The 18696-nt window shown below is 56.4% G+C and carries 16 protein-coding genes; 6 read left to right on the top strand and 10 right to left on the bottom strand.

Translation table 11 applies throughout. The features are described from left to right. Positions 1-268: 268 nt before the first annotated feature. From ACR0FG_RS17665 to ACR0FG_RS17650, 4 genes are all read left to right on the top strand, one after another. The gene (locus ACR0FG_RS17665; RefSeq protein ID WP_480894355.1) at positions 269-3004 is read left to right on the top strand and encodes an alkaline phosphatase family protein; all 2736 of its coding nucleotides are present in this window, start codon (positions 269-271) and stop codon (positions 3002-3004) included. Between the two features lie 241 nt (positions 3005-3245). Continuing rightward, positions 3246-3527 (top strand): HlyU family transcriptional regulator, encoded by a 282-nt coding sequence (locus ACR0FG_RS17660; protein WP_480894353.1) that lies wholly within the window; start codon positions 3246-3248, stop codon positions 3525-3527. Positions 3528-3805: 278 nt separating this feature from the next. Beyond that, positions 3806-5182, top strand: coding sequence for a sensor histidine kinase (locus ACR0FG_RS17655; RefSeq protein ID WP_480894415.1), 1377 nt, complete (start codon positions 3806-3808; stop codon positions 5180-5182). Then, positions 5179-5823 carry a response regulator gene (locus ACR0FG_RS17650; RefSeq protein WP_480894351.1) on the top strand — a complete coding sequence of 215 codons (645 nt, stop codon included), beginning with the start codon at positions 5179-5181 and terminating at the stop codon, positions 5821-5823. The genes ACR0FG_RS17655 and ACR0FG_RS17650 overlap by 4 nt, the downstream gene beginning before the upstream one ends. A 2-nt stretch (positions 5824-5825) precedes the next feature. On the opposite strand, the gene ACR0FG_RS17645 is transcribed toward ACR0FG_RS17650, so the two are convergent. The 3 genes from ACR0FG_RS17645 to ACR0FG_RS17635 all read right to left on the bottom strand — a co-directional run bounded on the left by ACR0FG_RS17645 (position 5826) and on the right by ACR0FG_RS17635 (position 8546). Beyond that, on the bottom strand, positions 5826-6512 hold the full coding sequence (locus tag ACR0FG_RS17645) for a 2OG-Fe(II) oxygenase family protein (protein ID WP_480894349.1): 687 nt from the start codon (positions 6510-6512) through the stop codon (positions 5826-5828). A 38-nt stretch (positions 6513-6550) separates the two neighbouring features. Then, on the bottom strand, positions 6551-7102 hold the full coding sequence (locus tag ACR0FG_RS17640) for a hypothetical protein (protein ID WP_480894347.1): 552 nt from the start codon (positions 7100-7102) through the stop codon (positions 6551-6553). A 748-nt stretch (positions 7103-7850) separates the two neighbouring features. Further along, complete coding sequence (locus ACR0FG_RS17635) at positions 7851-8546, bottom strand: Crp/Fnr family transcriptional regulator (protein ID WP_170713988.1); 696 nt, start codon at positions 8544-8546, stop codon at positions 7851-7853. Between the two features lie 186 nt (positions 8547-8732). On the opposite strand from ACR0FG_RS17635, the gene hemA reads away from it, so the two are divergent. After that, positions 8733-9956, top strand: a complete 1224-nt coding sequence (gene hemA, locus ACR0FG_RS17630) for a 5-aminolevulinate synthase (protein ID WP_480894345.1) — start codon at positions 8733-8735, stop codon at positions 9954-9956. A 54-nt stretch (positions 9957-10010) separates the two neighbouring features. On the opposite strand, the gene ACR0FG_RS17625 is transcribed toward hemA, so the two are convergent. The 7 genes from ACR0FG_RS17625 to ACR0FG_RS17595 form a co-directional block, all read right to left on the bottom strand. Further along, positions 10011-10298 (bottom strand): nitric oxide reductase F protein, encoded by a 288-nt coding sequence (locus tag ACR0FG_RS17625; RefSeq protein ID WP_170713992.1) that lies wholly within the window; start codon positions 10296-10298, stop codon positions 10011-10013. 5 nt (positions 10299-10303) lie between these two features. Then, positions 10304-10852 carry a cytochrome c oxidase subunit 3 gene (locus tag ACR0FG_RS17620; protein WP_170713994.1) on the bottom strand — a complete coding sequence of 183 codons (549 nt, stop codon included), beginning with the start codon at positions 10850-10852 and terminating at the stop codon, positions 10304-10306. Continuing rightward, positions 10849-12771, bottom strand: coding sequence for a nitric oxide reductase activation protein NorD (locus ACR0FG_RS17615; RefSeq protein WP_480894343.1), 1923 nt, complete (start codon positions 12769-12771; stop codon positions 10849-10851). Before ACR0FG_RS17615 ends, ACR0FG_RS17620 begins: the two co-directional genes overlap by 4 nt. 9 nt (positions 12772-12780) lie before the next feature. Beyond that, positions 12781-13590 (bottom strand): AAA family ATPase, encoded by an 810-nt coding sequence (locus tag ACR0FG_RS17610; protein WP_480894341.1) that lies wholly within the window; start codon positions 13588-13590, stop codon positions 12781-12783. Between the two features lie 5 nt (positions 13591-13595). Continuing rightward, positions 13596-14963 carry a cbb3-type cytochrome c oxidase subunit I gene (locus ACR0FG_RS17605; protein ID WP_480894339.1) on the bottom strand — a complete coding sequence of 456 codons (1368 nt, stop codon included), beginning with the start codon at positions 14961-14963 and terminating at the stop codon, positions 13596-13598. Positions 14964-14979: 16 nt separating this feature from the next. Continuing rightward, a complete protein-coding gene (locus tag ACR0FG_RS17600; protein ID WP_170714002.1) occupies positions 14980-15429 on the bottom strand; it encodes a c-type cytochrome in 450 nt (149 codons plus the stop codon). A gap of 120 nt (positions 15430-15549) precedes the next feature. Beyond that, the gene (locus ACR0FG_RS17595; RefSeq protein WP_480894337.1) at positions 15550-16737 is read right to left on the bottom strand and encodes an NnrS family protein; all 1188 of its coding nucleotides are present in this window, start codon (positions 16735-16737) and stop codon (positions 15550-15552) included. Between the two features lie 229 nt (positions 16738-16966). On the opposite strand from ACR0FG_RS17595, the gene ACR0FG_RS17590 reads away from it, so the two are divergent. Continuing rightward, positions 16967-18643, top strand: coding sequence for a cytochrome D1 domain-containing protein (locus ACR0FG_RS17590; protein ID WP_170714006.1), 1677 nt, complete (start codon positions 16967-16969; stop codon positions 18641-18643). The last annotated feature ends 53 nt before the right edge of the window (positions 18644-18696 follow it).

Here is an 18696-nt window from a genome sequence, read left to right as displayed (position 1 = left end):
TTGTTGCCTCTGTGTTTTGCAATCGTGGCGAATGTTCGGAAATCTGGCGCAACTCCAGAATCGCGACGACGAGGCCAACAACCGGCATCCGCCGGTCATGCCAGCATAGAAGGTCACGCAAATCAGAGCAGTGGCGGGCTCATTAATTCACTTCGGTAATCGATCAATTTCAGTTTAGATTAGCAAAATACCTTTTAGTTCTATTGGTTGTCCGGATTGGGCCATTTGATCCTTCGCAGATTCGGCAATCATTTGTCTGGAGCCCACTATGCCGCAAGAATCGTTGACTATTATTCGTGTGATTGAAGATCATCATGTACTGGAACCGGGTGGGACGCTTTCTATTCCTTTTTCACCTGATGAGGGGCCCGGTGTTATCACCGTGAACAGTTCGGTTGCCCCAGATGATGTGATCCTCGGCGGATCGCCCAATCGTCTCATCGTCGGAGCGCAAGCAATTGTCGATGCGAGACTTGATCCCGGACCGCTGTCTATGGCTGCACGCGCAACTATCGCTCGCGACGCGGTAGCGGTCTCTCCGGCAATCGGTCCGGTTACAACTTTGGCTGCCCAACCTGATTTCGGTCTTCAGGATGTGGTCGGCGGCGGCGTGATTGGTGGCATCGACCCGGTGGACAATCTTCGGCTCAATGTGATCCGGCCGCCCAAGGGGCTGGGCCAAAATACTACGGTGCTCAGCCATGAAGTAAGCAATCGCGGTGCTCGCAGCTTTACAGTGGACGACATTCCTGCGTTGGCAGAAGGATTTGCACCGAGTCCCTGGATCGCCCGATTTACCAATATTTCAAACCGTCCGTTGCAGGTATTTGGCCGCATCTTATTCCGTGAAAGGCGCACGGTTGAAGTGCACACACTTCCGATAGCGTTGCTGCGGCGTCTTCTGCGACAGACTTTGGATGGGCTGGGACTTAGTATTCAGCTGCGCGGGAGTGAAGTTTCGATCGATTTCGATCATCATGTCAAAGCGCTGGCCGGGTTACAAAAAATCACCGAAGATATCGGGTTCAATGTTTTCGGCGACGTGAACCTATCTACCCTTGAGATCGATATCGGCCAGGGCATGGCATCGGACGGAGAGGGACCTTTCCCGCAGCTTTCACTGACAGTCGGGTTCGAGGAAAACGGGCCAGAGATATCTCTTGATCTCGGCACGGATATTGACATCAACCTTTCTGATCTGAAATTCCACTTCACTATCCTGATGCGTACCAGGCAGCCTCGAAACCTCGACCCGTTGGGATTGAAAGGGGATCATCCGTTGGTGCCCTTTCTGGCTGCAGAGATCGACTTCGATACGGATATCCGCTTCAGCAGCCGGACACTTGGGGTCGCAAGGGAATTCGTCAATGGTGTGATCGACGTGATCAATGGTTTCGGCGGGGCGATCTTGAATCGGGACCGATTGATTGACCGCATACCGACGCTTGCGCAAGTCATTCGAAATGTGGGGCAAAAGATTGCCGACGATTTCGCTTTTGAATTTTCACAATATTTGCAAGTTGGGTTGAACCGGCTGGCAGACCGGGAAAAGGAATTCCACGGTGTACGGGTCAATGGCGATGACTGGGATATCCTGACGGGGCCGGTTTTCTCTGTTCAGGACGAACTGCCAGTCAACGCACCGCCTGTGCTACCGCTCGCCAATCCTGTACCCATTGACGGCCCACAGTCGAATGAATCATTGGAAAATCTGAATCGTATCGATCATTTCGTTGTGCTTATGATGGAAAACCGTAGCTACGACCATACGCTTGGCTGGCGGACCCACCCTGATCACGGAAATGACCCGAACTACAACGGCCTTACTGGGGTAGAGATCAATCGGATCGCAGGTCTGGACGATGCATCGCCTCGTCCGATGCAGACCACCAAATTTTTTCCCAGCCCACCCCATGGATTTGAAGAGGTGATGAACCAGATCGATGATGGGCGCATGACCGGGTTTGGCACGTCTTTCAAGGGCGCACTGGAGCGGAAGGGTGTGGTCGGGGACGCCAGATCGATCATGAATTTTAACACTCAGGGTATGCTGCCGGTCTATGATTTCTTGTCTGATAATTACGCCATATCGAACAACTGGTTTGCAGGGCATCCTGGCCCAACATGGCCTAACCGCTTCTGCACCCTAAGTGGCCTTACACCAATTCTGCGCAACGAAGATCTGCCGCATGACGATCTAGGCTACATCGAAACTCCGACACTATTCGATCTTCTGGATGAGCAGAACATCAATTGGCGCTGCTATGAAAGTGATGTGGCCTTCCTTCGAATGTTCAAGAAACACCGATTGGACTCGGGGCGGATCAGGCCCTTTGAACGCTTCGAGAATGAGGCGTTGGCGGGGTTGCCGCCAGTCACAATCATTGAACCAAGCTTTGTTGATATCCCTGGCGGGGGGGTGGCCAATGATGATCATCCGGGCGGTGCAGATATGATCAACGGCCAGCGTTTGATAGCCCAGATTTATAATGTCCTGATACGCACTCCGGGTTGGCGCAACACGCTTTTTGTTATCACCTATGATGAACACGGTGGGTTCTTTGATCATGTCCCTCCTCCGGGCAGTGCGATGGCGGATCAAACCTTGGGTTTGGTACAGAAAGTGCATTCAGCAGGGCCGAATATGTTGGGTGTTCGTGTGCCAACCTTCTTCGTTTCCCCCCGATCACCGGCAGGGATGATCAGCAGCCGAATTTATGATCACGCCAGCATTGCAAAATCTATCATCGCCCGCTTCCTTCCAGGCAATGAACATAATTTGAGCCGTCGGGTCGAAACAGCCGCTCATATGGGCGAGGTGGTTCCGCTGGCCCAGCCTCGGACTGATGAATTTGCAATTGCAGTTCCGGCAGAGGTTGGTCCTGCAGGGCACGAGGATATCGAAGCATTCAGCTTTCATGACGATATGTCGTCACTCGGGAACCCAATGCGTCAGGAACTCGCGACCCTGCAAACGATGTTACCGAAGTTGAGGCCAGAATAATCTTTCACTGATCGATGTGATTTTTTGAGACCTTTTTGGTAACGCGCTTGCCGCGAAACTCCGAGATGCCGGTGCAGTAGTGGAAATGTTGAATGGTGTTTGAGGTCGGCTCGGGGTATTCAGACCAAGTATAAAGCGTTCCATGGGATCGAAGAACGGTGCTGCTGTCTAACACCTTGCTTCAACCTGATCCCAAGCGGCGCTGGTCTCCGACCTGAACGACATTGAAAGGAGTTGCCCCATGTCCCTCTTCTCAAAACTCTTCGGCGGTGGCAGCAAGTCTGAGCCGGAGCCGGTCTCGTATAAGGGGTTTGAGATCTTCCCCGACCTGATCTCTGAAGGGGGCAAATACCGCCTGTTGGCCCGCATCGAAAAGACCATCGACGGAGATCGCAAGACGCATTCCGTTATCCGGGCGGATGTCTTTGAAAGCCGTGATCAGGCCGAGACATTTAGCATCGCCAAAGCGAAACAGGTAATTGATGAACAAGGCGAACGCATTTTCGAGTTAGGTAGCAGGTAGCTTGAAGCCCGCTCTGGGAATGACGGTTGCCATTCGAGGACCTGCCATACGCAGCTTGATCTGACTTCAACGACCGGAGCCATGTCCTCTGGCAACAACAACTTAGCTTTGGAACCAAACGCGTAAGGCTGTTCAGCCGTACACCGGCTTGCATTGCATTCTCCATCATCGCTGACCACGGGAAGGTGGTGCAAATGGATTGCTCCTCATTTGACTCGCTTTGAGCGAACTCCCGGCGATCAGACCAAAGTCGATTGTGGTGTGAATAATTAGTGGCCATGTTGTTCAACATGCTGCCGCGTTTGAAACACGTGTTGTCTCAATCCACCCTCTCAATGAGGTTCTTTGCCTTCGGCTTTTTTGTTATGTTGGGCGCTGCTCTCATATTGGGATCATGGGCCAGCAAGCGAATTGAAGCCGGTGTTACAGATAACTACGGCGCGGCGGCGGCGCTCTATTTTGAAAGCCTCATTCCGCAACTTTCATTCCTGCAAACCACTTCAGATTCATTCTCGAAGGACGATAAAGACGAATTACGTCAGGTGTTCGTCGATGGCACACTGCAGGAACAGGTTGTTACTTACAAAGTGTGGGCACGGGATGGGACAGTTCTCGCTTCGTTTGATCCTTTGCTCGAAGACCGAAAGTTTCAGATCTCTGCAGCTCTGGCGCAAGCCTGGCAAGGGCAGGTTGCCGCCGAGTACGAAGTAATTAAGCTGCATGATTTGGCCGATGTTGCGTCAATAGAGTTGCCGTTGCTTGGCATCTACGTACCGATCCGCAATGTCGTGAACGGCGAAGTTGTCACCGTTATCGAATTTTATCGTCGCGCTGAGGATCTGCTCGAAGATCTCGTGCAGGCGCGCAGACAAACTTGGTACATGGTTTCAGCGGTATTCCTCGTCAGCGGCGTGCTGCTGTTTGGCATAGTTCATGCAGGAAGTCGTCTGATCGAGAGACAGCGCAAAGATCTATTGCAGCAACTGAACAAGAACAAAGACCTTAAGGAACGCGTAGCAGCAGCAGCGACGCGTTCGACATCTCAGGCAGACCGCGTCATGCAACGGATCGGGTTAGATTTGCACGACGGGGTTGCGCAACATCTGTCGCTTCTGGCTTTGCGTCTCGAAGGGGCGGGTCTCAATGATACGGAAGACGCCACAACGATCCGAGACGCTTTAGCGAATGCAATGACGGAACTTCGCGCGATTTCACGCGGGCTTGCACTTCCGGACATTGACGCTCTGACCCCAGCGGAGACAGTCAGAAGAGCCGTCAGCGACCATAATAAGGCTTTTGGAGCTGACGCGAGATTCGACGCAAGAGACAACCCGTCCATTCAGGCAGAGGCTCCGACCAAACTTGCATTGTACCGCGTGACTCAGGAACTGCTGGCCAATACTCACAAACACGCAAAGGCGTCGATGGTCACGGTGACATATCAGCAGTCAGCAACCGACGTAACCGTCACTGTTTCAGATGATGGCGTCGGCTTCGTGACCGACAATCCAACCCTCCAGGAAAATAGCGGGCAAGGATTGTTCGGCATACGCGACAGGTTGCTTCCCTTGGGGGGACGCCTCAACGTTCAATCGCAACCCGAGCATGGGACAACTGCCGTTTTCTCCTTGCCGCATGGTGGAGCACACTCATGACAACAACTGTTCTCGTTGCAGATGATCACCCGATCTTTCGGGACGGTCTTGTGAAAAGTCTTGAGGAACATGGGACATTTTCGGTTGTTGGAGTGGCCGCAACAGCAATTGAAGCAATCGAACTCGCCGCATCCTTGAAGCCCGATATAGCCTTGCTCGACTTGTCGATGCCAGGCAGCGGGCTGTCAGCGATAGCGCAGATTGCATCTCAGAACCTTGCGAAACATGTCGCGATGCTGACCGTTTCCGAGGACGGTGAAAATGTCTCGGAGGCTCTCCGTCTTGGGGCCAAAGCATATATCTTAAAGGGCGTGTCCGCCCGAGAGTTGCGAGCAATCCTGAGCGACGTTGCCAAAGGCGAGACACATGTTACCCCAAGTTTGGCGGCAAAGATGTTGACTTTCATGACAAAGGAACGAAATGCCGCTTCACCCTTGGATGACCTGACCAAAAGGGAGGAAGACATTCTACGGCTAGTCGCAACAGGTCAGAGCAACAGAGAGGTCGCCGACGTTCTTGGGCTTCAGGAAAAAACCGTGAAACATTACATGACCACTATCCTTGAAAAGCTCCATGCCCGAAATCGAGTTGAGGCAGCACTTATCGCCCACAAAGCGTTCGAGCGCCAAAACAACGCCTAGGGTCAGCCTTTCTTGGATTTTTTCGAAAATGTCGCATTAAATGCAATGCTGATCCGCTCGTCATCTGCAATATTTGGATAGACCCAGTGTACGAGATACGAGGGGAACAGGACCATCTCGCCTGGCTGCGGCTTTAGACTTTTCTTCAGATTGAAAGCTGATGCCTTCAGGATACGCCAGTTCGGCAGATCACTTCGCGGATCCAGAAACTCGATGCGGCCAGCTTTCTCATCATCAACTTCTGGCTGCGATACATAGTACACCCCTGACCAATGCGCTCCTGGGTGCGTATGCGGCGCATTAAAAGCGCCAACGGGATTGATATTCATCCAAGCAAACAGTTTCAGATCAAGGGTATCTGGGTCGACTTTGCTGATACGCCGCGTGGCCTGAAGAACCGCTGTTTCCAACATGACCGACAAATACGAGAAGCATTGCGCTTTTTCATTGAGCAGATTGCCTTTCGAATGCCAGCCACCCCTGTTTGACTTTGTAGTGCCATCACTCTGATCGCGTAGGCGCTTTCCCTCTTTGATCAAGTCGGCATTAATGGTCTCGTATCCTTTGACCTCAAAGGAAAATAGTGGCGTCGAGAACAGCTTCTCATATTTGGTCTGTTCGATCAGTGTCATGGTCGCAATTTGTTTTGAATTGCGGATACCCGTTTCGTGAAAGCGGACATCCGTCACGTTGAAATGTTCAAGCTACTTTCCAGCGATGATAATCATCAATCGTCTTTTTCGTCACTGCCACTTTCGTCGCCTTCGTCGCTGTCGTTCTCGTCGCCCTCGTCGCTGTCGCTCTCGTCGCCTTCATCGCTGTCGCTCTCGTCACCCTCGTCGCTGTCGCTCTCGTCGCCTTCGTCGCTGTCGCTCTCGTCACCCTCGTCGCTGTCGCTCTCGTCGCTTTCGTCGCTGCCGCTCTCGTCACCTTCGTCGCTGTCGCGCTCGTCGCCTTCGTCGCTGCCGCTCTCGTCGCCTTCGTCGCTGTCGCGCTCATCGCTTTCGTCATCATCGCGCTCGTCGCTTTCGTCATCATCACGTTCGTCATCCTGCGAGACCTGAATTTCTGGTGCGGATACGAAACCATCGCCGTCAAGATCACTGCGGCTTAGGATACCTCTGGCACCACGACGCCCAAACGCCTCTTCAAGCTCCTCAAGCGAAAGTTGCCGGTCTCCGTTGGTATCAACAGAGCTGAATGTGCGCGACTGTGCCAGCAAGGGAACTGCCGCAACAGCGCAAAGTGAAGTGGTCATAAGTAGATGGGAAATCTTCATCGGGGTTCTCCATGGCTGTTCTTTGCCAGTTTGAACCATCTTGCGGAGTGTATCGACAAGCGAACGTCTGATGGAATTTCAGACCAAAGTCTGGGTTTGCGAGATAGTCATAAAACTCAACATCCGTTTCAAATCTGATCTCTTTGCGATCCTCATTTTTCGAAGCCGTATGCTCTCTTTCGGCCAATCCATGCTCTAAATTCATACGGAAGCACTCGGCCTATTCACCACGTGCGTCAATCTTTTCGTTTAATCGGGGCGGGCCATATACGTTGCCTCCGCCATAGATGAACTTATCGTCCAGCCAGGCTTGGGTTCGAATATCGACCATCATCTCGCTCCTGTCGGGAACAACGTTATCAAAGAAGGCTCGCCAGAATGCAAAAGCTCACAAATAGCAGTGACTTTACCACTACCAATATCAACCGCCTGTGCCCCTGTCAGATTCTTGATACTGCTTGAACGATGGACGCCTTCCAAGAAGTTCTGGAAATCAGGCCCAAGAACATCGTCAATCGGAAAGGATACCTCAAAGGCGGATCTTGTCGTCAAACCGAGTGCGACGAGCTTGCAGGGCGTTCAAATCCGTCGTCGGTCGGAAACTGGTCAGGTTGATCCCGCGTTTTTTCGTCAGAAGTTTGTTCTCATGTCAAACAGAGGGAAGAGTATGAGCGAACCCGGCATTGCAGAGAGAAAATTTGAACACATCCGAAAGAAGTGATCATGGCAGAAAGTCAGAAACAATGCTTTAACGCAGGTTTACAGGCTCATCCTCCACGTATCTGCGCAGCGCTTCGATATCCGAAATATCAGCGTGGTTGCGATCGATCTTCACACCAACTGCTTTGAGCTTGGAAAACGCTCGACTAAGGCTCTCGGGCTTCATCCCCAAACGGCCGGCAATGAGCATCTTGTCATAGGGCAGCGATACATCACAGCGACCATCTACGTCGTCGCAAAGGTTTAACAGAAATTCTGCAACCCGCTGTGCACCTGTCTGCGCCTTTAGCTGCTCCAGTTGCGCGACCAAGGAATGCAGATGGGTAAACGTGGACGCCAGGATCGAGATTCCGATTTCGGGATCTTCTTTCATTAACGCGATCAGGATCGGGCTGGGGATATGCATCACTTCGCAGGCCGACACGGCCTCGGCCGATACGGGATACGGCACGTTCCGCAGGGCAACGGCTTCACCGAAGCTGTCGCCGCGTTTGAAAACGCTCACGACCGCCTCTGACCCGGTCGGCGTTATACGAAAAAGTTTGACCCACCCCGCCAGCACGACATGAACGGCCTTTGCAGTCTCTTCCTGCAAAAATATTGTTTCGCCGCGATCATACTGTCGCCAGATTGCGTGGCTTAGCAGCGTTTCGACATGCTGATCCGGTAAACTGCGCAGCAGAAGCGACTGACGCGCGATTGCCTTTTGTGCTTCATGAGACATGAACTCACCCCCGTATCTTTCCGGTCATCGTTGAACCCTGTCCTGTCCGCCCCGTCTTTAAGCTATGTCAAACCTGTCGTCATAGCACGAAGCTTTTGGAGCGCTTCAACTTGACAATAGTCATGTTGCAGGGCGCGACGCTCCCTTACGCTTGATCCAAAGCCAGTAATCCGGGGAGCCCGCAACATGGACTACGAGCGATTTTTCAACCAGAGCCTTGATGACCTTCGGGACGAAGGCAACTATCGCGTCTTCATCGATTTGCAACGCCGCTGTGGCGCTTTTCCCAATGCGCGCCAAACCGATGGCGCAGTGCAGCGGGACGTACGGATATGGTGCTCGAACGACTATCTTGGCATGGGTCAGCACCCTGCGGTGATTTCGGCGATGCATGATGCGCTGAACCGTTGCGGCGCAGGCGCGGGGGGAACGCGGAACATTTCCGGCACCACCCATGACCATGTGTTGCTTGAGGCGGAACTGGCCGATCTGCATGGAAAAGAAGCCGCGCTGCTGTTCACCTCGGGCTATGTCTCGAACTGGGCGGCGCTGGGGACTCTGGCGGCGAAAGTTCCTGGCCTGATCGTGTTTTCTGACGCCTTGAACCATGCCTCGATGATCGAAGGCATCCGGCACTCGCGGGCACAGAAGGTGATCTGGAAGCATAACGATCTGGATGATCTTGAGGCGAAACTGGCCGCCGCCGACCCGGATGCACCCAAGATGATTGCCTTTGAATCGGTTTACTCAATGGACGGTGACATCGCGCCAATCAAAGAGATCTGCGATCTGGCCGACAAATACGGTGCGATGACCTATCTGGATGAGGTTCACGCGGTCGGTCTTTACGGCCCGCGCGGTGGCGGTATTGCCGAGCGTGAAGGTCTCATGGATCGACTGACCGTGATTGAGGGCACATTGGGCAAGGCGTTTGGCGTGGTTGGTGGCTACATCGCGGCCTCTGCTGCGCTGTGTGACTTTGTGCGAAGCTTTGCCAGCGGCTTTATCTTTACCACCGCCCTGCCCCCCTCGATTGCCGCAGGGGCCGCGGCGTCGATCCGGCATCTGAAGCAGTCGAATGCCGAGCGCGACCTGCAGAAGGCCCGCGTCGCTCAGGTGCGCGCGCGGCTGGATGCGGAAGGTATCCCGCATCTGCCCAACCCCAGCCACATCATTCCGGTGATGGTGGGCGACCCGGTGAAATGCAAATTCATCTCGGACACGCTGCTGGAGGAGTTCGGAATCTATATCCAGCCGATCAATTATCCCACCGTACCGAAAGGCACCGAGCGCCTGCGGATCACACCGTCGCCCGTGCACACGGATGAAGATATCGACCATCTGGTTGGTGCGTTGTCGGTCCTGTGGCAACGCTGCCAAATTGCGCGGTTGCCGATGGCGGCCCAATAATCAAAGCCTCCCTTTGCTTTGCAGACTGCCGTCCCCGTCGGGGCGGCTTTTTTTTTAGATCAGATAAAGGCCGAAGACGGTCAGCGCGAAGCCCGTCAGCACCAGGGTGAAGCCGCGCAGCCAGGCGAGGCTGGTCGCAAGTTCGAGGTAACGCGCAAGGATGATGCGGGATTTGACTAGCGCCAGGATCAGGATGCAAGCGCCAAGGAATTTGGCGGATATCGGCAGCAGCGTCAGGATCGCGGATACGATGCTGAGCGCGAGAAGGGCAAGCCATGCGCGTGCGAGCACGTTGGGGAGCCTCCGGCGGGAGTATTTTTGAAAAGATGAAGCGGCGGGCATCGCGTTTATCCCAATAGGTAGATCACGGGGAACAGCATGATCCAGACCAGATCGACCATGTGCCAGAACTGCGCGCCTGCCTCGATGTTCCGGGGATCGTCGCGCCAAGCGACCAGCAGCAGGATGGCAATGCCAGCCAGCACATGGGCGGCGTGAAAGCCGGTGAGCAGATAGTAGAACAGGAAAAACGGGTGGGTTTCGTAGGTGATGCCTTGCGCGGCTTTGCCTGCATATTCCGCGCCTTTTATGATCAGGAACAAAACGCCCAGCGCAGCCGCCGCGATCAGCGCCATTCGGGCGGCGGCGCGGCGCGCGGCTTGCCGCCATTGCAGAGCCTGCGCGGCGAGGTAGCCGGACGTAATCAGGACGGCGGTATTGAGCGCCGCGCCAGTGCGATAAAGATGCGATTGCGCCTCGGCAAAGCCCACCGGATCGGTCAGGCGCACTGCCATGAAGGCGATCAGCCCCGCGCCGAAGACCAGAAGTTCCGAGATGATCAGCACCCACATCAACAACTCGCCCGGAAGCTCATCGATCAGAGATGTGTCGCTCATGCGCCGACCAGTTGGCGGTATATCTGCGGCAGCGCCATGGTCAGGCGGTGCGGATCGGGGATGACGGCGAAACCGCCCTGACCAAACATGCGCGGGAACCAGCTTTTGCCGGTTTTGTCGATGGTGACGCCAAAGACCGATTGCCCGGCGCGGCGCGCTTCGCGGACGGCCATGCAGGTGTCTTCTATGCCGTGCCGGCCCTCGTAGTGGTCCAGATCGTTGGGTTTGCCATCGGTGATGACCAGAAGCAGACGACGTTTGCGGGATTGGCCCGCCAGATCGGCCGAGCAATGGCGGATCGCAGCGCCCAGCCTGGTGTAGTGGCCCGGGCGCAGCGACGCGATGCGTTGTTCAACTTTGGTGCCCATCGGCTCATCGAACCGCTTGCAGCGTTGCACATAGACGCGCTGGCGTTTCAGCGAGCTGAAGGCGTGGATGGCGAAATCGTCTCCGCAGGCGTTCAGGCCCCACGCCAAAGCGGCCAGCGCCTCGCGTTCGATGTCGATCACGGCGCGGCCCGTGACGGCGCTTTCGGTCGACCGGCTGACGTCCAGCAGGATCGAGACCGCCAGATCGCGCGCCTCGGGACGGGACTGCATCCAGATGCGTTCATTGCCTTCGCCGCTGGCATGGCGGTCGGTTTCGGCGCGCACGGCAGCTTCGATATCCAGCTGATCACCGTCCAGATGACCACGTGTCATGACACGGCCCGGGCGCAACGCCTCGAACTGGCGTTTGACGGCGCGGATGCGACGAGCGGTGGCGGGGTCTTTGCCGAATTCAGCCGCATCCTCGCGGATGTCGGCATCGGACAGCAATACGTTCACATGGTCCGGCAGGTACTGCCCGGTGCGCACATCCCATTCGGGATATAGAATGCGGCCAGACAGACGTTCGCGGTTCACGTCCTCGGGCGCGAGGTCCAAGTGCAGCTTCAGCTTGGTCGGCGGGGCCTTGGAGATCTGCCCCAACCCGATTTCTTCCTGATCATCGGCGGCTTTCCTGGCGTTATCGGGGTCGTCGTCGTCGATGCGGCGGTTGATATTCAGGAACTCGGCCCAGCTGAGGATCGCTTCGAACTTATGCAGGATGAAACTGTCGCTGCGGTTCGCCTGATCCGATTTGCGGCGGCGGGCGCGGTGGGTTTTCTCACCCGATTCTTCGGGCTCACCTTCGGTGTCGGGATTTTCGACCTCGTTATGTTCGGAAAAGCCAACGGCGCGCAGTTCGGGCCACAGGGGCACCGGGCGCATCGGCTGATAGCCACGCGGGGCGGTCAGGTCATCGTCCAGCGCCAGTAGCTGTTCAGCTTTCTCAGACAGCGGCGCGGGGTCGCCCAGCTTGTGCCGGATCAGTTCTTCCACTGCGGCCTCAACAGGGGGAAGGCCGTGAATATCGCGTTGATGTAGGACACCTTTGCAAAGCTCGGTATAAAGCGGACGCAGGCCGGGGGCGTCGTCGAGCGTCGCTGCGACCATGTCCTGCGCTGCCATCAACGCGCGCAGATCGGCGCGCAGTGGATCATCTTCGTCAATTCGTGTTCCGGCATGGGCGGCAGCAGCGGCAAGCCAGACATACAGCGCGCCGTTGGCTTCACGCGCGGGGAATACGGCAAGCCGGTCGGGCAGACGCAGAACTTCGCCGTCGAAGGACGCGCGCGGCATCAACTCGGCCTCGGTTGCCAGTTTGCGACGCCAACTCAGGCGGTGGCGTGAAATCTCGGGTGAGACCGGGCGCAATTCAACGCCCGGGCTACCCCCAAGTCCTCGGAAGAGGACGGCCAGCCGCCCCGCGACCTCTGAGAGGTCGACCGCGGCTCCAACATGCACCTCAGGTGCATCGAGGCGGCTGGCAAGGGTGTGCCACAGTTTCCCGATCGTTTCTTCGGGTTCCCATGGCTCAAAATCGATCCTGACCATCGGCCGGCCTCACCCAAAGACAGCCGTGACAAGATCGAGGAGCCCGCGTTTGATGTCCTCATCATCCGTCAGAGGTTCAACCATAGCGGCGAGGATGGCGCGGTCGGTGGACATGCCCTGCGCGATCAGCGTCGCGGCATAAACGACCAGACGGGTGGAGACGCCTTCCTCAAGGTCCTGACCCTTGAGCCCGCGCAACTTGTTCGCCAGCCGGATCAGTGGCTTGCAGCGTTCCAGCGCCAGCCCGCTTTCCTGCGCGACGACTTCGGCCTCCATCTCGGGCGATGGAAAGTCGAATTCCAGCGAGATAAACCGCTGACGGGTCGAGGGTTTCAGGGTTTTCAGGATATTCTGGTATCCGGGGTTATAGGATGCGACCAGCATGAAGCCGGGCGCTGCCTCAAGTTCTTCGCCGGTACGGTCGATCGGCAGGATGCGCCGGTCGTCGGTCAGCGGGTGCAGCACGACGGTCACGTCCTTGCGGGCCTCGACCACCTCATCAAGGTAGCAGATAGCGCCTTCGCGCACCGCGCGGGTCAGGGGGCCATCAACCCAGACGGTTTCTCCGCCTTTTAGCAGATAGCGCCCGATCAGGTCGGCAGCTGCCAGATCGTCGTGGCAGGCCACGGTGTAAAGCGGGCGGCCAAGCCTAGCGGCCATATGGGCCACAAAGCGGGTCTTGCCGCAACCTGTCGGGCCTTTCAGTAGGACAGGCAAGTCGTTGTTGTAAGCGGCGGTGAACACATCGCATTCATCGCCCTGGGCGAGATAGAAGGGGGCGTTTGCCGCCCCCTCATTCAGTTTCATGGAGCCGTCCATATCCATCACTCCGCAGGTGTTTCAGCTGCACCGGGTTCAATGATCTCTTTCCGGGGGACCCAGATCGAGTAGATGAACAGCAGCGCCCCAAGGACCACGACGATGCCAGAGCCAAGGCGCATCCAGTAGAAGATGGCGACCTGATCCTGCACATCCATGAAGTAGTCACCTACAACACGTTGCATGTGCGTCTGAACGGTACCAGCGAAGGTCAGCACGAAGGTCATGAAGACCATGCCGCTGGTCATCAGCCAGAACGAGCCCATGTTCAGAACCTGATTATAGGGATCGCGGTTCTTGAGGATCGGCATCGCATAGCTGAAGATCGCCAGGTTAAGGCAGACATAAGCACCGTAGAAGGCCAGGTGACCATGGGCGGCAGTGATCTGCGTGCCGTGGGTATAGTAGTTCACCCCATGCAGCGTGTGCAGGAAGCCCCAGACACCGGCGCCGAAGAAGGCCAGAGTGGCACAGCCCAGCGACCACAGTAGAGCGGCCTTGTTGGGGTGGTCCCGACGGCCCTTCCAGACCATGACGAAGGCAAAGGCCATCATCGCGAAGAATGGGATCACTTCGAGGCTTGAGAAGATCGACCCGATCCACTGCCAATAGCCGGGCGTACCGATCCAGTAATAGTGGTGCCCGGTGCCAAGGATGCCCGAGAACAGCGCGGCGGCGACGATGACATAGAGCCATTTCTCGACGATCTCACGATCCACACCGGTCAGCTTGAGCATCAGGTAGGCGAGGATCGAGGCCATGATCAGCTCCCATACGCCTTCGACCCACAGGTGGACAACATACCACCAGTATTGTTTGTCCAAGGACAGGTTGCCGGGGTTGTAGAAGGCAAACAGGAACAGCAGCGCCAGACCCCACAGTCCCAACAAAAGGATGTTGGTAATGGCGGTCTTCTTGCCCTTCAGAACGGTCATCGACACGTTGTAAAGGAAGATCAGAGCGGCAACGACGATGCCCATCTTGACCCATTTGGGTTGCTCAAGGAACTCGCGCCCCTCTTTACCAAGCAACCAGTTGCCTTCGAACAGGTTGAAGACATAGGTGACCACCACGCCCAGCGTTCCGACCACAAGGATGATCAGCTGCAGATAGGCCAACTTGGTCGAATGGATCTCACGCTCGGCCTCTTCCGGGATCAGGAAATAGGCCGCACCGAAGAACCCAAGGATCAGCCAGACGATCAGAGAGTTGGTGTGCAGCATCCGCACGATGTTGAACGGCAGAAGCTCGCTCAGGAAATTGGGGGATACATAGATCAGACCGGCCAGCAGGCCGCCGATAACCTGTATCGCGAACAGGGCCATGGCTACCGCAAAGTAGGCATAGGCGATTTTTTGGGATTCGTATTTCATTGTCCTTGTCCCTTTCTCAGCCTGCCTCGTTCGGCGGCCAGTCCTGAGCGTCGATATTGTCCGTCCAGATCAGGAAGTTGGTCAGGTCCCGAAGCTCTTCGTCGCTGAGGTTGAAATTGGGCATCTGCCGGCGACCGGGAATGCCGGTCGGCTGTGCTTCCATCCAGCCCTTTAGGGATTCAAAGGCTGATTCCGGGTCGTCCAGCACACCCCAGCGGGTCATCACATTCGCAACTTCGGGAGCAAAGTAGGCCCCTTCGCCCAGAATGGTGTGACAGTTGATACAGGCGTGTTTTTCCCAGACATGCTTGCCGCGAACCACACTTTCATCAAGCTTTGCCGAGTTCTCGGAGTTGACAATATACAAGTGTGAATGGGCCGACAGGGCCAGAAAGATGAGGATGAAGAACAGTGACCCGCCATAGAATATGTTGCGAGCCATGCTCTTTGTCATGACTTCTCGCATTGCGCTCTCCTTTGCGCAGATTAGCTAGTGTGATGACAATGGCGGTTGCGCTGTCTTGGTGCCTTAACGAAAGTCAAGGCTGTGGCCGGGAATGGATAAAACCGCGGAATATCTGAATATTCAGGCCGCTCGCGGGCCGGTCAGAGCCGACCACATGGCGATTAGATACAGCGCAAAGGCCGCAACCCAAAGCCCATCGACCAACAGCATCGCGGTCAGATAGCCAACGCCCAGATCGGACCCTACCCATCTGAGAATTGCGGCCAGCGCCATCAGCCCATATGCCACCGCCATCGGCGTCGGCGCAACCAGGGCGCGCCCGCTGTGGCCCAACGCGGCGCGGCTCATGACTGCCAAGGTCATGCCACCGACGCAGCCGATCCCCAGCACATGCAGCGCCGCGATTTCATTGCCAATGCCCAGCAGCGACAGGCCCCACAGGATCAGGCCCAAGGCCAGCATTCCAAGTCCGACATGCAGCGCGATCAGGATCGGCTGCCGCAGCGCCCAAAGCGACCGCCAGCGCGCCATGCGAAGGATCTGCAGAACGCCAAGAACCAAGGCCAACAAGCCGGTCACCGGGCCGACCCCAAGGATCAGCGCGCTGATCGGCAAAAGTAAAGCGACGATCATGCTGGCTTTGTCGAACACTGCCACGGATACCGGCCACGCCTCTTGCGGTGCGCCCTCGCGTTTCATGGCGTTGCGGGTAAAGGCCGGGGTAATCCTGCCCCCCAGAATCGCAATCATCGAACACAGGGTCAGCAACCCTGCGCGCAGACCGGTGTTGAGCGTGTCATCGGTGATTCCCATCCATTCCAGATGCGTCAGCAGATTGGCAATCCAGATCAGGCTGAGCAGCAGCAGGAACACCATGTTCTGCGGCTTGGGGCGCCGGATCAGCTGAGTCGCGATCTTCGCCGCCAGAATCGGCACAAAGGCTAGATCGGACACTGCGACCAAAACGGGCGACAAATCTGCCGAAACCCACATCGCCAGACGCCCCAGCAGCCAAAGACCCGCAGCCAGCGCAATGAACCGCGCGCGCGCGTCAGGTGCCCCGGTCCAGTTTGGCACAGCGGTCAGGAAGAAGCCCCCCAACGCGGCGGTGGCATAGCCAAAGATCATCTCGTGTGCGTGCCACATCGGTGGGGTCATCGCATAGCTTGTGCCCGAATAGGCGACGGCCCCGGTCTGGACCATCAGCCAGATACCCCAGACCCCGCCAACAAACAGACCGTATAATCCGGCTGACAGGAAAAAGACCCGAAATCCTTCGCCAAAAACCCGCGCGATGACTGCCGACACGCCTGCTCTCCTTGGTTTTTATGACTGCGAGGTTGAGCCTATCGAATATCGCTGGCTGTCTACTTAACGGAAATCAAGCAAGCCAAAAGATAACTCAAAAACCCTTATTTTACTGACAAAAAATTCGCCGCGCGGCGCAGTTTGCGCCGGTTCCGTTGACTTTCGTCAAGGATGACAAACGCGCAATGCCGCACCCTTGGACCGCCTCACCAGCAAATGGAGAGTGATCATGTCACTTGGAATCAGCTACAACAAAACTGGCCGCGCCTTCGGGGTCGGTTTGGCGATGCTGCTAGGCAGCGTCGCCGCGCCAACATTCGCAGAAGGTCCGACACTTAGCGACGAAGCCTTTGAGTCTTCCAAACAACTTTACTTTGAACGCTGCGCCGGTTGCCACGGCGTATTGCGCAAAGGTGCGACAGGCAAGAGCCTCGAACCGTCGGTAAAAACCACGAATGCCGATGGCACCGTGACCGAATCCGGCACCCTGAAACTGGGTCAGGAACGGCTTGAGAAAATCATCGCCTGGGGAACCGAAGGCGGTATGAACAACTTCTCGGACGTGATGACCGAGGACGAGATTCGCGACATGGCGACCTACATCCAGATGGAGCCGCCCAAGCCGCCGGAAATGTCGCTTGAGCAGATGATGGCGACCCGCAAGGTCTATGTCGAACCAGAAGACTATCCATCCGAGCCGCTGCATGGCCGCAACTGGGAAAACTTCTTTGTGGTCATCGAACGTGACGTGGGCAAGGTAGCGGTGATCGACGGTGACACCAAAGAAGTGCTGGCGCATATCCCGACCGGTTATGCGGTGCACGTTCTGAAAGCGTCCGAGCATCACAAGCTGGAAGAGCCGGAAAATCCGGGCCGCTTCTGGTACACGATGGGCCGCGACGGCAAGATGACCAAGATCGACCTGTGGCAGAACCCCGAGAACATGCTCGTGGCCGAGGTCACCATTGGCTATGACGCCCGCGACGTGGCCGTATCGGGTGACGGTAAATACGTCATCGGTGGCGCCTATTGGCCCCCTCATTTCGCCATCGTTGACGCCGAAACCATGGAACCGAAAAAGGTTGTCTCGACCCGCGGCTACAACGTGGATGGGGATTATGTGGAAGAGGCCCGCGTGGCCGCCATCTACACCACCCCGAACGAGCCCACATGGATCGTGGCCGTCAAGGAACTTGGTCAGCTCTGGCAGGTAGATTACTCCGATCTGGACAACTTGCGGATCGACAAGATCGACAGTGCCAAGTTCCTGCATGACGGGTTCTTTGACCCGACAGGCCGGTATTTCCAGATCGCCGCAAACGCGTCGAACAAGATGGTCGTGGTCGATACCGAGACCCACAAGCTGGAAGCGCTGATCGATACCGCGCCGCTGCCACACCCCGGCCCGGGCGCTAACTGGGATGACCCGAATTGCGGCCCTGTTGCCGGTACAACCCACCTGGGCGAAGGCACGGTCACCGTTTGGGGCAACGACCCCGAAGGCCGCCCGGATGATGCCTGGAAGGTCTGCTACGAGGTAGAAACCGACGGACCCGGTCTGTTCATTCGGACACACCCGAACTCGGACTATATCTGGGCCGACCAGACCAAGCACCCCGAGCCTGAGATCCAGCAATCGGTGCAGGTCATCGACAAGGCCACTGGTGAGATCGTGAAAACGATCCAGATCACCGAGGAGGAAGGCAACGTCGCCGTCCACTTCGAGTTCAACCAGGACGGCACCGAGGTTTGGGTTTCCAAGTGGAACCGATCGACCTCGAAAGAGCCAAACGGCGAGATCGTGATCTTCGACGCCAAGACGCTGGAAGAGAAAGCCCGCGTGAAGGGTCTGTTTGCGCCCACCGGCAAGTTCAACGTCTACAACCGGTCGAACCACGTCACCTGACGAGGTTGCCATCGAAACCGGAAAGGGCGGGCCCCTCGCCCGCCCTTTCTTCG

Source organism: Ruegeria sp. E1, assembly GCF_056534225.1.
Note: the sequence above shows the minus strand (reverse complement) of the source record. Positions and strands in the feature narration are given on the sequence as shown.

Excerpts from the sequence above, each read along its gene's own strand:
- ACR0FG_RS17665 (WP_480894355.1), top strand. The coding sequence starts at position 269 with ATGCCGCAAGAATCGTTGACTATTATTCGTGTGATTGAAGATCATCAT.
- ACR0FG_RS17660 (WP_480894353.1), top strand. The coding sequence starts at position 3,246 with ATGTCCCTCTTCTCAAAACTCTTCGGCGGTGGCAGCAAGTCTGAGCCG.
- ACR0FG_RS17655 (WP_480894415.1), top strand. The coding sequence starts at position 3,806 with ATGTTGTTCAACATGCTGCCGCGTTTGAAACACGTGTTGTCTCAATCC.
- ACR0FG_RS17650 (WP_480894351.1), top strand. The coding sequence starts at position 5,179 with ATGACAACAACTGTTCTCGTTGCAGATGATCACCCGATCTTTCGGGAC.
- ACR0FG_RS17640 (WP_480894347.1), bottom strand. The coding sequence starts at position 7,102 with ATGAAGATTTCCCATCTACTTATGACCACTTCACTTTGCGCTGTTGCG.
- ACR0FG_RS17635 (WP_170713988.1), bottom strand. The coding sequence starts at position 8,546 with ATGTCTCATGAAGCACAAAAGGCAATCGCGCGTCAGTCGCTTCTGCTG.
- hemA (WP_480894345.1), top strand. The coding sequence starts at position 8,733 with ATGGACTACGAGCGATTTTTCAACCAGAGCCTTGATGACCTTCGGGAC.
- ACR0FG_RS17625 (WP_170713992.1), bottom strand. The coding sequence starts at position 10,298 with ATGCCCGCCGCTTCATCTTTTCAAAAATACTCCCGCCGGAGGCTCCCC.
- ACR0FG_RS17620 (WP_170713994.1), bottom strand. The coding sequence starts at position 10,852 with ATGAGCGACACATCTCTGATCGATGAGCTTCCGGGCGAGTTGTTGATG.
- ACR0FG_RS17615 (WP_480894343.1), bottom strand. The coding sequence starts at position 12,771 with ATGGTCAGGATCGATTTTGAGCCATGGGAACCCGAAGAAACGATCGGG.
- ACR0FG_RS17610 (WP_480894341.1), bottom strand. The coding sequence starts at position 13,590 with ATGGACGGCTCCATGAAACTGAATGAGGGGGCGGCAAACGCCCCCTTC.
- ACR0FG_RS17605 (WP_480894339.1), bottom strand. The coding sequence starts at position 14,963 with ATGAAATACGAATCCCAAAAAATCGCCTATGCCTACTTTGCGGTAGCC.
- ACR0FG_RS17600 (WP_170714002.1), bottom strand. The coding sequence starts at position 15,429 with ATGCGAGAAGTCATGACAAAGAGCATGGCTCGCAACATATTCTATGGC.
- ACR0FG_RS17590 (WP_170714006.1), top strand. The coding sequence starts at position 16,967 with ATGTCACTTGGAATCAGCTACAACAAAACTGGCCGCGCCTTCGGGGTC.